The organism is Lysobacter terrae, assembly GCF_054782215.1.
This window is the reverse complement of the sequence record NZ_BAAGSX010000001.1, coordinates 164,101-177,019: the sequence shown is the minus strand read 5'-3', so window position 1 is coordinate 177,019 and position 12,919 is coordinate 164,101. Positions and strand designations below refer to the sequence as shown.

The 12,919-nt window shown below is 66.2% G+C and carries 15 protein-coding genes; 3 read left to right on the top strand and 12 right to left on the bottom strand.

The features are described from left to right. Positions 1 to 32 precede the first annotated feature (32 nt). A complete protein-coding gene (locus ACYVJ8_RS00890) occupies positions 33 to 608 on the top strand; it encodes a Smr/MutS family protein (protein ID WP_460708869.1) in 576 nt (191 codons plus the stop codon). 39 nt (positions 609 to 647) lie between these two features. Here the strand turns inward: ACYVJ8_RS00890 and ACYVJ8_RS00885 are convergent, their stop codons facing one another. From ACYVJ8_RS00885 to ACYVJ8_RS00840, 10 genes are all read right to left on the bottom strand, one after another. Next, positions 648 to 869 carry a hypothetical protein gene (locus ACYVJ8_RS00885; RefSeq protein ID WP_460708867.1) on the bottom strand — a complete coding sequence of 74 codons (222 nt, stop codon included), beginning with the start codon at positions 867 to 869 and terminating at the stop codon, positions 648 to 650. Between the two features lie 131 nt (positions 870 to 1,000). Continuing rightward, positions 1,001 to 2,041, bottom strand: coding sequence for a tRNA pseudouridine(13) synthase TruD (gene truD / locus ACYVJ8_RS00880; RefSeq protein ID WP_460708865.1), 1,041 nt, complete (start codon positions 2,039 to 2,041; stop codon positions 1,001 to 1,003). Positions 2,042 to 2,048: 7 nt separating this feature from the next. Further along, on the bottom strand, positions 2,049 to 2,528 hold the full coding sequence (gene ispF / locus ACYVJ8_RS00875) for a 2-C-methyl-D-erythritol 2,4-cyclodiphosphate synthase (RefSeq protein ID WP_460708863.1): 480 nt from the start codon (positions 2,526 to 2,528) through the stop codon (positions 2,049 to 2,051). A 31-nt stretch (positions 2,529 to 2,559) separates the two neighbouring features. After that, positions 2,560 to 3,270, bottom strand: a complete 711-nt coding sequence (gene ispD, locus ACYVJ8_RS00870; RefSeq protein ID WP_460708861.1) for a 2-C-methyl-D-erythritol 4-phosphate cytidylyltransferase — start codon at positions 3,268 to 3,270, stop codon at positions 2,560 to 2,562. Continuing rightward, positions 3,267 to 3,611 (bottom strand): cell division protein FtsB, encoded by a 345-nt coding sequence (gene ftsB, locus ACYVJ8_RS00865; protein ID WP_460710979.1) that lies wholly within the window; start codon positions 3,609 to 3,611, stop codon positions 3,267 to 3,269. Before ftsB ends, ispD begins: the two co-directional genes overlap by 4 nt. 32 nt (positions 3,612 to 3,643) lie before the next feature. Next, positions 3,644 to 4,930: a phosphopyruvate hydratase gene (eno, locus tag ACYVJ8_RS00860; protein WP_460708859.1), complete on the bottom strand. Its 1,287-nt coding sequence runs from the start codon at positions 4,928 to 4,930 to the stop codon at positions 3,644 to 3,646. A gap of 35 nt (positions 4,931 to 4,965) precedes the next feature. Further along, a complete protein-coding gene (kdsA, locus tag ACYVJ8_RS00855) occupies positions 4,966 to 5,799 on the bottom strand; it encodes a 3-deoxy-8-phosphooctulonate synthase (protein WP_460708857.1) in 834 nt (277 codons plus the stop codon). Further along, the gene (locus tag ACYVJ8_RS00850) at positions 5,796 to 7,463 is read right to left on the bottom strand and encodes a CTP synthase (protein WP_460710977.1); all 1,668 of its coding nucleotides are present in this window, start codon (positions 7,461 to 7,463) and stop codon (positions 5,796 to 5,798) included. The genes kdsA and ACYVJ8_RS00850 overlap by 4 nt, the downstream gene beginning before the upstream one ends. A 232-nt stretch (positions 7,464 to 7,695) precedes the next feature. Continuing rightward, a complete protein-coding gene (locus tag ACYVJ8_RS00845) occupies positions 7,696 to 7,965 on the bottom strand; it encodes a hypothetical protein (RefSeq protein WP_460708855.1) in 270 nt (89 codons plus the stop codon). A 131-nt stretch (positions 7,966 to 8,096) separates the two neighbouring features. Continuing rightward, positions 8,097 to 8,735, bottom strand: a complete 639-nt coding sequence (locus ACYVJ8_RS00840; protein WP_460708853.1) for a hypothetical protein — start codon at positions 8,733 to 8,735, stop codon at positions 8,097 to 8,099. A 203-nt stretch (positions 8,736 to 8,938) separates the two neighbouring features. Between ACYVJ8_RS00840 and ACYVJ8_RS00835 the strand changes: the two genes are divergently transcribed. After that, complete coding sequence (locus tag ACYVJ8_RS00835) at positions 8,939 to 9,646, top strand: hypothetical protein (protein ID WP_460708851.1); 708 nt, start codon at positions 8,939 to 8,941, stop codon at positions 9,644 to 9,646. 50 nt (positions 9,647 to 9,696) lie between these two features. Next, the gene (parE, locus tag ACYVJ8_RS00830) at positions 9,697 to 11,586 is read left to right on the top strand and encodes a DNA topoisomerase IV subunit B (protein ID WP_460708849.1); all 1,890 of its coding nucleotides are present in this window, start codon (positions 9,697 to 9,699) and stop codon (positions 11,584 to 11,586) included. Between the two features lie 377 nt (positions 11,587 to 11,963). On the opposite strand, the gene ACYVJ8_RS00825 is transcribed toward parE, so the two are convergent. Continuing rightward, positions 11,964 to 12,140, bottom strand: a complete 177-nt coding sequence (locus tag ACYVJ8_RS00825; RefSeq protein WP_460708847.1) for a hypothetical protein — start codon at positions 12,138 to 12,140, stop codon at positions 11,964 to 11,966. Continuing rightward, positions 12,137 to 12,919 (bottom strand): N-formylglutamate deformylase, encoded by a 783-nt coding sequence (gene hutG, locus ACYVJ8_RS00820; RefSeq protein WP_460708846.1) that lies wholly within the window; start codon positions 12,917 to 12,919, stop codon positions 12,137 to 12,139. Before hutG ends, ACYVJ8_RS00825 begins: the two co-directional genes overlap by 4 nt.

Here is a 12,919-nt window from a genome sequence, read left to right as displayed (position 1 = left end):
AACCACACGGGCCGCGCTACGCTGGCGACACGATGTCAGACAAGATCATCCCAGACGAAGATGACGACGCCGATCTGTTCCGCTCCGCGGTCGGCCCGGTGCGGCGCCTGCGCGACAGCGCACCGCCGCCGTCGGCGCCGAAACCCAAGCCACGTGCACGCATGGCCGAGCGCGACGAAGCGGCGGCGCGCGAGGAATTCCGGCATGCGCTCGATGCCTCGCTGGCCGAAGCCGGCGACGTGCTGTCCTATCGCCGCGACGCCTTACCGCCGCGCACGCTGCAGCGCCTGCGTCGCGGGGAGATCGCGGTGCAGGACGAACTCGATCTGCATGGGGCCGACATCCGCGAAGCCGAGGCGCTGCTACGCGCCTTCCTCGTGCACGCACGCGAACACGATGCGGGCTGCGTCCGCATCATCCACGGCAAGGGATTGCACGGCGGCTCGGTCCCCTTCACTGGCCGCGATGCGCCGGTTCTGAAAAACCTGGTGGATCGCCTGCTCCGGCAACGCGCAGACGTCCTCGCCTTCCACTCCGCGCCGCCGACTCAGGGCGGCACTGGAGCGGTGCTGGTGCTGTTGGCGCCGCGCCGGCTTCGCCCTGCCTGAGTCATCCCCGAGGCAGGGAGAACGGTACGGCGCAACGGTTCATTGCTTCGCGACGATCTTACGCGGCGGGTTCACCCAGGTCAGATCGATGCCACGACGACGCGCAGCGGCTTCGACGCGAGCCATGTAAAGCTCGTCGTTGCTCATGCGTGTCTCGACATAGGTCTTCTGGACTCCCGGAGCGCTGGTCGTCCCGCCGCTGCTCGCGCAGGCGGCAAGAGCGACCACGGAAGCGGATAACACGGCCATGCGTAATTTCATGACGGCATCTCCTTGGAGGCGCCCCTGCGCTTGCCGCAAGAGCGGCCCCGGCCACGCCGGGTGCACTTCCGGCTTATACGCCCGCCCGCCGGGGCAACCAGTGTCGTCGATGTCTTTCCGACAAGCGGTCGTCAGGCGCGAACTGCCGAGCTGACCTCGCCAAGTTCTGCCAATACCGTCGTGGCATAACCGCCCGGCGGGAGTGCGAAAGAAAGCTCGAGCACGCCGGGTCCCGGCCAGCGCCAGGCCAGATCGCCGGGACGGAAGCGCAGCGCGCGCCGCTCCTGCTCGAGCCCGCCTGCTTCCAGGCCGTTGCGCAGCGCGGTCGGCATATCGCCGGCCACGGCAGCGAGTTCGAGCGCGGCGGCGGTACCGCGCGTACGCAGCTCGCCCTTGCCCCAAAGCGGCCCGCTCGGATGGATATCGAACGCGGCCAGCCGCTGCGCCAATTCGTCGGTGAACGGCTCGGGCCCGAAGACGCTGCGGCTGCCGTCCAGGGACCAGACCTCGCCGTCCACCGGAACGTTCCAGTAGCCGGCGAGCACACGCGCGGCCAGCACGCGATTGAACAATTCCGAGCGCGCGGCGGAAAGCAGCAACGTGCGGTCTTCACGGCGCACCCGCCGCCCCGCGAACATCGCCAGCGCCTGCGCGACGTTGTCGCCCTCGCGGCCGAAGCGCTGCACGCCGAAATAATTAGGGACGCCATGCTCCGCGATCGCGCGCAGGCGCTGGTCGATCGCGGCCGCATCGCCGACCACGTCGCGCAGTGTCAGTACGAAGCGGTTACCGGCAAGCGCGCCGCGCGGCAATTTGCGCGAATGCCAGGCGTGTTCCAGAACGCGGAAATCGTCCGCTTCCAGCGCGGCCAGATCCGGTGCGACCTTCTTCGGCAGATGGACACTGAACCGCTGGCGGGTGACCGCATGCCGGTCCTTGAGTCCGGCATAGCTCACGCCCATCTCCGGCACGCGCGCCCATTGCGCGATGCGCTTGGCGGCGAACACCGTGTTCATGCTGCGCTTTTCGACGGTCAGCAGCAGATGCTCGCCGCTGCCGCTGGGCGCGAAGGCAGGAAGCTCTTCGACGAAGAAATCTTCCGGCTGGACGCGCATGCGCGCCGTCAGGACCGGCGCGCCGTGCGCACGGGGTAGTCCGTTTTGCTCTTTCATATCGACCTCAGGAACGAACCAGCAGCACGACCGCCTGGGCCGCGATGCCCTCGCCGCGTCCGGTGAAACCCAGCTTCTCGCTGGTCGTGGCCTTGATGCTCACCGCATCCTCGGCGATGCCGAGATCGGCGGCCAGCAGCGTACGCATCGCATCTGCATGCGGCCCGACCTTCGGCCGCTCGCAGACGACGGTGACGTCGGCATTGCCGACACGCCAGCCGCGCGCGCCGATCAGCGCATTGCAATGGCGCAGGAACGCGCGGCTGTCGGCGTCCTTCCATTGCGGATCGCTCGGCGGAAAGTGTTTACCGATATCGCCCAGCGCCAGCGCGCCCAGGATCGCGTCGCACAGCGCGTGGATGACCACGTCGCCGTCGGAATGCGCCACCACGCCGCGATCGTGCGGGACGCGCACGCCGCCGAGGACGACGTGGTCGCCGTCGCCGAAGGCGTGGACATCGAAGCCCTGGCCGATGCGGATGTTCATGCGCGCTGCTCCGTAGGGGTTCGGCTTCGTTTCATTGCGACAGCAGGTAACGCGCCAGCTCCAGATCGGCCGGCGTGGTGACCTTCAGATTGTCTTCGCGGCCTTCGACCAGGGCCGGATGCGCGCCCATGCGCTCCATCGCCATCGCTTCGTCGGTGACGACGAGTCTGTCCGCGCGCGCGCGTTCGAGCGCGGCGGTCAGCGCGCCGCGCCGGAAAGCCTGCGGCGTGAACGCACGCCACAACGCCGCGCGCGGTTCGGTAGCGACGATGTGCGCGTTCGCATCGGCGCGCTTGAGTGTGTCGCGCACCGGTGCGCCGAGGATGGCGCCGTCGCGATGCGAGAGCGCGGCATCGATCAGACGGTCGAGATCGGAACTGCGCAGGTTCGGGCGCGCCGCGTCGTGCACCAGCACCAAGGCGTTGGCGCCGACGTCGGCCGGCAACGCGTGCAACGCGGCCAGGACCGAGTCGGCACGCTCGCCACCGCCCACGCAACGCAGCACGGGTTTGCCCTGGCGTTCGGTCCAGCCGGGCCAGAGCAGGTCGTCGGCGGACAGCGCGACCATGGCGCCGGTCACGCGCGGATGCGACAACAGCGCGTCGAGCGCATGCGCGATCAACGGCTGGCCTGCCACTTCCAGATATTGCTTGGGAACCTCGCCGCCGAAGCGCGTACCGCGACCGGCGGCGGGAATGACGGCCCAGATGCGAGCTTTCGAACCGGTGTTCGCGTCGGTCATGGCTCGGGCTTGGGCTCGTCGGCCGCGTCTGCGGGAGCGCTGCTTTCCACCGGCGCGTCCGGCGTCTGCGGCTCGACCACGCGATAAAAGGTCTCACCCGGCTTGATCATGCCCAGCTCGCTGCGCGCCCGCTCCTCGACCGCCGCTTCGCCCGCCTTGAGGTCTTCGACTTCCGCGGCGAGTGCGGCATTGCGCTGCTGCAGGCCTTCGTTCTCGTGGCGCTGCTGTTCGACCTGCGTGTGCAGGGCAGCCACCGAACGGCGGCCGCCCTCGCCCCACCACAGGCGGTATTGCAGGAACGCCAACAGCGCGAGCAGCGCCACCAGCAGGAGCCGGCCAATGGGAAGCTGCCAGCGCTGCGCCAAGTGCGGCCTCAGCGCTTCAGCGAAACGAAGGCGTCGCGACCGGCGTACTTCGCCGCCGCACCCAGTTGTTCCTCGATGCGCAGCAGCTGGTTGTACTTGGCCACGCGATCGCTGCGGCACAGCGAACCGGTCTTGATCTGCGTCGCCGTGGTGGCGACTGCAATGTCGGCGATGGTCGTGTCTTCGGTTTCGCCCGAGCGGTGCGACACGATCGCGGCGTACTTGGCCGCGTCGGCCATCGCGATCGCTTCCAGCGTCTCGGTCAGCGTGCCGATCTGGTTGACCTTGATCAGGATCGCGTTGGCCACGCCCTGGTCGATGCCTTCCTTGAAGATCTTCGGATTGGTGACGAACAGATCGTCGCCGACCAGCTGCACCTTGTTGCCGATGCGATCGGTGAGCTGCTTCCAGCCGGTCCAGTCGTGCTCGGACATGCCGTCTTCGATGGTGACGATCGGGTACTGCGCGCACCAGTTGGCGAGGAAGTCGACGAACTGCTCGCTGGTCAGGCGCTTGCCTTCGCCGGTGAGGTTGTACTTGCCGTTCTCGAAGAACTCGCTCGAGGCCACGTCGAGGCCGAGCAGGATGTCTTCGCCGGCCTTGTAGCCGGCCTTGCCGATCGCTTCGAGGATGGTTTCCAGCGCTTCTTCGTTCGAACGCAGGTCGGGAGCGAAGCCGCCCTCGTCGCCGACCGCCGTGCTCAGGCCGCGGCCCTTGAGCACCGACTTGAGCGCATGGAACACCTCGGTGCCCGCGCGCAGCGATTCGGCGAAGCTGTTCACGCCCACCGGCAGGATCATGAATTCCTGCAGGTCGACGTTGTTGTCGGCGTGCGCGCCGCCGTTGATGATGTTCATCATCGGCACCGGCAGCACGGCCTGGCGGCCATGCGCGAGGTACTGCCACAGCGGCAGCTTCTTCGACGCGGCCGCGGCATGCGCGTTGGCCAGCGAAACGCCCAGCAGTGCGTTGGCGCCGAGGCGGCCCTTGTTCTCGGTGCCGTCGAGGTCGATCAGGCGCTTGTCGAGCGCGGTCTGATCGGCGGCATCCATTCCGGTGAGCGCCGATGCGATCGTCGTATTGACGTTCTCGACCGCCTTGCGCACGCCCTTGCCGAGGTAGCGGGTCTTGTCGCCGTCGCGCAGTTCGACGGCTTCCTTGGTGCCGGTCGAAGCGCCCGAGGGCACGGCCGCGCGGCCGAAGCTGCCGTCGCTCAGTGTGACTTCGGCTTCCAGGGTGGGATTACCGCGGCTGTCGAGAATCTCGCGGGCGTGAACTTTGGCGATCGTGGTCATCGTCAGGGATCGGAAATTGAAGGGAGTTTTTGTTTTCAGACGCCGGCTTCGAGGAAGCCGTTCTTCTTGGTGATGCGGTCGATCTCGAGCAGCGTTTCCAGCAGCGCGCGCATCTTCGGCAGCGGCCACGCGTTGGGGCCGTCGCTCAGGGCTTCTTCCGGCTTGGGATGCGTTTCCATGAAGATGCCGCTGATGCCCACCGCCATCGCGGCGCGCGACAGCACCGGCACGAATTCGCGCTGGCCGCCGCTCTTGCCGCCGGCGCCGCCGGGCAACTGCACCGAGTGCGTGGCGTCGAACACCACCGGGCAACCCGTATCGCGCATCACGCTGAGCGAGCGCATGTCGCTCACCAGGTTGTTGTAGCCGAAGCTGGCGCCGCGCTCGCAGACCATGATGTCCTGGTTGCCGGTCGCCAGCGCCTTGTCGGCGACGTGCTTCATTTCCCACGGCGACAGGAACTGGCCCTTCTTGATGTTCACCGGCTTGCCGGCGCGGGCCACGTTCTGGATGAAATCCGTCTGGCGGCACAGGAAGGCCGGCGTCTGCAGCACGTCGACGACTGAAGCGACTTCGTTCATCGGCGTGTATTCGTGCACGTCGGTCAGGACCGGCAGGTCGAGCTGGCGCTTCACTTCGCTCAGCACCTTCAGGCCCTCTTCCATGCCCGGGCCGCGGAAGCCCGACACGGACGTGCGGTTGGCCTTGTCGAAGCTCGACTTGAAGATGAAGTTGATGCCGAGTTCGGAAGTGATTTCCTTCAGCGTGCCGGCCGTATCCAGCTGCAGCTGCATCGACTCGATGACGCAGGGACCAGCGATCAGGAAGAACGGTTTGTCGAGACCGATCTCGAATCCGCAAAGCTTCATGCCGTCACTTCCTTAAGCAGGCGGCCGCCCGCCTTGTGCTCGCGCGCGGCGCGGATGAAGCCGATGAACAGCGGGTGGCCGTCGCGCGGGGTGGAGAGGAATTCGGGGTGCGCCTGGCAGGCGAGGAACCAAGGATGCTTCGCGCGCGGCAGCTCCACCATCTCCACCAGCGTCTCGTCCATGGACTTCGCGCTGATGACCAGGCCCGCGTTCTCGAGCTGGTTGAGATAGCGGTTGTTGAATTCGTAGCGATGGCGATGGCGCTCGCCGACCACGTCCTTGCCGTACAGCTCGCGGGCGAGCGTGCCGGGCTTGATGCGCTGGTCCTGCAGGCCCAGGCGCATGGTGCCGCCCAGGTCGGACTCCTCGTTGCGGCGCTCGACGTCGCCGCTGGCCGTGCGCCATTCGGTGATCAGGCCGATCACCGGATGCTGGGACTGCTTGTTGTTCTCGGTGCTGTTGGCGTCGGCCAGACCGAGCACGTGGCGCGAATAGTCGACCACCGCGGCCTGCATGCCGTAGCAGATGCCGAAGTACGGGACGCCGTGTTCGCGCGCGTATTGCGCGGTCAGCACCTTGCCCTCGAAGCCGCGATCACCGAAGCCGCCCGGGACGAGAATGCCGTCCACGCCTTCCAGCACCTTGCCGCCGTTCTGCTCGATGTCGGTGGACTCGAGCCACTTCAGCTTGACCTTGGTGCGCTGGCGCAGGCCGCCGTGCTTGAGCGCCTCGGCCAGCGACTTGTACGCATCCTGGTGGTCGATGTACTTGCCGACCACGGCGATCGTGACGACGTCGACCGGATGCTCGGCCGCGTCGACCACTGCATTCCATTCCGACAGATCGGCTTCCGGCTTAGCCTTGTTCTCCAGGCGCAGGCGTTCGACCACGATCTGGTCGAGGCCCTGCTGGTTGAGCCACATCGGGATCTTGTAGATGTTGTCCAGGTCCAGCGCCGAGATGACCGCTTTTTCCGGCACGTTGGTGAACAACGCGATCTTGCGGCGCTCGCCGTCGGGCAGCGCCTGCTCGCTGCGGCACAGCAGGATGTCCGGCTGGATACCGATCGAACGCAGTTCCTTGACCGAGTGCTGGGTCGGCTTGGTCTTCAGCTCGCCCGCGGCGGCGATGAAGGGCACCAGGGTGAGGTGCATGAACAAGGCCTTGTCCGGACCGCGTTCGGTGCGGATCTGGCGGATCGCCTCCAGGAACGGCAGCGACTCGATGTCGCCGACCGTACCGCCGATCTCGACCAGGCCCACGTCGAAGCCGGCCGTGGCCTCGTCGATGCGGCGCTTGATCTCGTCGGTGATGTGCGGGATCACCTGCACGGTGCCGCCCAGGTAGTCGCCGCGGCGCTCCTTGCGGATGACCGATTCGTAGATCTTGCCGGTGGTGATCGAGTTCTTGCCGGACAGGCGGACGCGCAGGAAGCGCTCGTAGTGGCCCAGGTCCAGGTCGGTTTCGGCGCCGTCGTCGGTGACGTAGACCTCGCCGTGCTGGAACGGGCTCATCGTGCCCGGATCGACGTTGATGTAGGGGTCGAGCTTCATCATCGTCACGCGCAGGCCGCGTGCTTCGAGGATGGCGGCCAACGAGGCGGCCGCGATGCCCTTGCCAAGCGAAGACACCACGCCGCCAGTAACAAAGACGAGCGGCGTTATGGAATTTTGGGGGGTCATGGGGAAGCGGGCTCCCGGAAAGCCATAGTTTACAGATTGGAGACGGCCGGGGCGAGCTTGACTGGCGCCACGAAGCGTTGCAGCGCATTCCCTTGCGAAGCGTCCGTGGCGATCGATTCATCGCGGACCGCCCCAAAACAGCAACGCCCCGCCGAAGCGGGGCGCTGGGACTGCAGAACCGGCCGCAGGGACCGGCCGCAGAAAAATGCTGCGATCAGTGACCGTCTTCCTCGGGCTCGTCGGGCTGTTCGTCGGCGCTGGAGCGGGCGTCCTTCTTGCCGGACTTGTTCTTGGCGTCCTGCTTGTCCTTGCGCGCGTCGGCCTTGTCGGCGTCGCTCTTGGACGCATCGGCCTTGCGCGCCTCGTCGGTCTTGGCCTGGCCCGCCTTGTCAGCGACCTTGGGCTGGGGAGCCTGCTGGGCGAAGGCCGGCGCCGCCAGGGCGGCCGCGATCAGGGTCGGAAGCAGCAGCTTGCGAATGGTCATGTTCTAACTCTCCTCTGCGCTGCCGAATCCGGCAGCGGGCGCCACCTTACGACATGCGCCCGCGACTGCGACTGAACGGCGGCGGCCGGCCCGCATGCGGGCCGGCCAACCGTTTCGAGGGTCAGCAGAAATCAGCGGCGCTGTTCGTCGCGACGGCCCTGCTTTTCTTCCGGGTCCTTTTCCTTGCCCTTGCCCTTGCCGGTCGCGGCCGGCTGTTCGGCGCTCTTGCCTGCCGCTGCGTCGCCGTGGGTCATCGCCTGGGTCGCGGCCTGGGCATTGCCTTCGACAGCGCCCGTGGCCTGCGCTTGGCCCGCGACGCCCGCGGCGACATCAGCAGTACCCGCAGCCTGCGCCGTGCCCAGCACGGAATTCGCGGCCGCATTGCCCTGGCCGTTGACGGATTCGACGGCCTGCTCGCTGGCGTGGCTGGCCGCCTGTGCGCCCGCACGTGCGGTGTCGCGCGCCTTCGACCCAACCTTCCTGCCCTTTTCCACGCCGGTCTGCACGGCGTCATTGGCGGTGCCCGCGACCTTGTGCGCCGCGTCGTCAACGCCGGCAGCACGCACGCCGGCTTCGACATTCTTATGTGCGTCGATGCGCGAGTTGCGCATGTCCACGCCGAGGTCGCCGCGTCCGGCGCCGCCAACGCCGATCGAGCCGGTGTTGACGCCGACATTGCCGCCGCCGCCCAGGCCGATGCCCACCTGGGCCTGGGCCGCCGGTGCGAACAGAACGCCCGCGATCATCGCGGTCAAAAGTGCCTTATGCATATAGATCTCCTGCAGGTTCGGGGGAAGCCGCACGGGCTACCCCTCTGCGGCGTCGCGGTTTGCGACGTGGCGACCGTAGGCAGCGCGCGCCGACTCGTCGCTGAATTCGGCGATAGGGAGTTACACCCAGGAAACAGCGGGCATTCATGCTTGACCGTTCAGGACCGGGTCGCCATGCTCGCGGCTCCTTGAAGGGGGAATTCATGAACGTGTTTCGCTTGGGCCTCGCGCTGCTCCTGCTTCTTCCGGCCTCCACCGCGGCCTTGGCAGCCGCCGCTCCGACGCCTATTGCGCCGGCGCAGGTCAAAGTGAACGAACTCACCCAGGACCTGCAGCGCACCAGCCAGTCGGCCGAAAGCCTCGACCTGATCTGGTGGATCCCCGTCGAGTTCTGGGACGTGGTCCTGGCGAACGAGAAGGGCATGGACGAGAAGACCCGCCGCGAATTCAGCGATCTGTTCCGCAGCTACACCGTCGTCGCGGCGGTGAAGGGAACGATCGGCTCGTTCGGCGTCAGCACCTTCGAATCGGAAGCCGACCTGCGCGCCAAGTTGCGCGTGCGCGACGCGAGCGGAAAGCAGTACCCGCCGATCGCCGCCGACAAGATGGACCGCCGCCTGACCATGCTCATCCAGATCATGCGGCCGATGTTCAAGAACCTGCTCGGCGAAATGGGCGACAACCTGCAGTTCTATGCCTTTCCCGGCAAGGGCAGCGACGGCAAGCGTCTCGCCGATCCGATCGGTTCGGGCACCTTCTCCGTGAATCTGGGCGACGAGAGTTATTCCTATCGCCTGCCGTTGGGCAGCCTGCTGGTGCCGAGCCGCGATGCGAAGACCGGCGAAGTGTTCCCGGGCAGCTACCGCTTCAATCCCTACACCGGCAGCGAACTGACGACCGAGTCGCCGTGACGTTCGCGCCAACGATCAACCGCTCCCGCAGAACACATAGCAGTAGATAGATGAGCTCACGCTACAACGCCGCCGATATCGAAGTTCTCTCCGGCCTGGATCCGGTCAAGCGCCGCCCGGGCATGTACACCGACACCACGCGGCCCAACCACCTCGCGCAGGAAGTCATCGACAACGCGGTCGACGAGGCCCTGGCCGGTCACGCCCGCAGCATCGACGTCACGCTGTACAACGACGGCAGCTGCGAAGTCTCCGACGACGGCCGCGGCATGCCGGTGGACATCCATCCGGAAGAGAAGATTCCCGGCGTCGAGCTGATCCTCACGCGCCTGCATGCGGGCGGCAAGTTCAGCAACAAGAACTACACCTTCTCCGGCGGCCTGCACGGCGTCGGCGTGAGCGTGGTCAACGCGTTGTCTAAGCATGTCGATGTCTTCATCAAGCGCGAAGGCAACGAGTACAAGATGAGCTTCAAGGACGGCGACCGCGCCTCCAAGCTCGACATCATCGGCAGCGTCGGCAAGAAGAACACCGGCACGCGCCTGCGCTTCTGGCCGGATCCGAAGTACTTCGATACACCCAAGTTCAACCTGCGCTCGCTCAAGCATCTGCTGCGCGCGAAGGCGGTGTTGTGCCCGGGCCTCACCGTCAAGCTGTTCGACGAGGCGACCGGCGACCGGCACGAGTGGATGTACGAAGACGGTCTGCGCGACTACCTCAAGGGCGAACTGGCGGGCATCGAGCTGCTGCCGCCGGATCTGTTCGTCGGCTCGCTGAAGAAGGACACCGAAGTCGTCGACTGGGCCGTCGCCTGGCTGCCCGAAGGCGAGCTGGTGCAGGAAAGCTACGTCAACCTGATCCCGACCGCGCAGCACGGCACCCACGTCAACGGCCTGCGCACCGGCTTCACCGATGCGCTGCGCGAGTTCTGCGATTTCCGCAATCTGCTGCCGCGCGGCGTGAAGCTGGCGCCGGAAGACGTGTGGGACCGCGTGTCGTTCGTGCTGTCGATCAAGATGACCGACCCGCAGTTCAGCGGCCAGACCAAGGAGCGGCTGTCGTCGCGCCAGGCCGCGGGTTTCGTCGAGAGCGCGGCGCACGATGCGTTTTCGCTGTGGCTCAACCAGCACACGGACTTGGGCGAAAAAATCGCGCAGCTCGCGATCGAGCGCGCCGCCGCGCGCCTGAAGACCGAGAAGCAGATCGTCCGCAAGAAGGTCACGCAGGGCCCTGCCCTGCCCGGCAAGCTCGCCGACTGCACGTCGCAGGATCTGTCGCGCACCGAATTGTTTTTAGTCGAAGGCGACTCCGCGGGCGGCAGCGCCAAGCAGGCGCGCGACAAGGATTTCCAAGCGATTCTTCCGCTGCGCGGCAAGATCCTGAACACCTGGGAAGTCGCATCGGGCAGCGTGCTGGCGTCGCAGGAAGTGCACGACCTCGCCGTCGCGATCGGTTGCGATCCCGGCAAGGACGACATTTCCGGCCTGCGCTACGGCAAGGTCGTCATCCTGGCCGACGCCGACTCCGACGGCCTGCATATCGCGACGCTGCTCAGTGCCTTGTTCGTGAAGCACTTCCCGGCGCTGGTGGATGCCGGCCATGTTTTCGTGGCGATGCCGCCGCTTTTCCGCGTCGACGTGGGCAAGCAGGTGTTCTATGCACTGGACGAGGAAGAGAAGCGTCTGCTGCTGGACAAGATCGAGCGCGAAAAGATCCGTGGCCAGGTCAACGTCACCCGCTTCAAGGGCCTGGGCGAGATGAATCCCGGGCAGCTGCGCGAATCCACGATCCATCCGGATACGCGCCGCCTGGTCCAGCTCACCGTCGACGACAGCGTGGAAACACATTCGCTGATGGACATGCTGCTGGCGAAGAAGCGCTCGGGCGATCGCAAGGCCTGGCTCGAAAGCAAGGGCGACTTGGCGACGCTCGAAGTCTGAGCGTAGGGCGTCTTCTTCGGTGGGACGCGCTACCCGCCGGGATGGGGGTGGCTCCGACCCTCCGGACGGCAGTCCTGCCTTTAGTCGGGCCGCGGACCATCCCTGGTCCGCTCTCCGCCACCCCCATCCCGGCGGGCAGCGCTAAGCGCGAACGTGAAGTTAGTGGCTTCTAAAAGGTGGGCGCTTTTGCGTCCGCTTTATCTGTGTCTTTGGCTTTTTGCCAACGTGCCCGAGATGTGTAAGGGGCAGGCGGTGCCGGTGGGTCTGCGTGACTGTCGGCGGCATGGATGCCGCCGATCAAGCCTCCATGGACGGATTCACGGCGTGTCACGCAGACCCACCGGCGCCGCCTGCCCGCCCGTAGCATCAACACGGCACTACTTCGTCAACGCCGCGTACTTCCCTGCCACCCAATGCCCAATCTGCTGCAACTCAACCGGGAACAACGTAACGAAGGCCCAGTAAATAGCGATCGCCGCCACGATCAGCACGGCCAGCGAGTACAGGAAATGTCCCTGTTTCCGGGGCGGCCTATTAGCACTGAGATGGGTCATGACAACGCAGCCTCCAACAGGGAACGAATGACCGCCTGCGCCGAGGCAGCCTTATCCGGATCGTATTCGAAGGTTTCCTCGTCCATGTAGATCCGCTGGCCGATCTCCAGCTGGATGGCATCGATGCCGCGCGCCGTATCGGCGTAATGGCGCGTGATGTAGCCGCCCTTGAAGCGACCGTTCACGACGAAGTCATAGCGCGACTGCGCCGCCAGCGCCGCCTCCACACGCGACTGCCGCTGCGGCGCGCAACTGGCACCGGCCGACGTGCCGAGATTCAGATCTGGCAACCGATCCGGGAACAAAAACGCCAACTCACTGCCCTTGATCGAATGCCCTTCCCACAACAGCGCGCCCCCATGCGCGGCATGGATGCGCGCGAGCTCTTCCTGCAAGGCATCGTGATAAGGCCGCCAATACGTTTCCGTGCGCACCGCGATCTCGTCCGCCGAGGGCGCCTGCCCTTCGAGATAAACCGGCTCCCCTGTGAACTGCACCGCAGGACACAGCCCCGTGGTGTTCTGCCCCGGATACAGCGAAGTGTCGTCCGGCGGACGATTGAGATCGATCACGTAGCGCGAGTAGCGCGGCACCAGCAACGACGCACCTAGCTCGCGCGCGAACGCATACAACCGAGCGACATGCCAGTCGGTATCGGGTGCACTACGCGCACGCTCGACCATGCGTTGTCGCAGCGCCTCGGGAATCTCACTGCCGTTGTGCGGCAGGCTCACCAACAGCGGCGCGGTACCGGGGTGCAATTCGAAAATGGCGTTCAT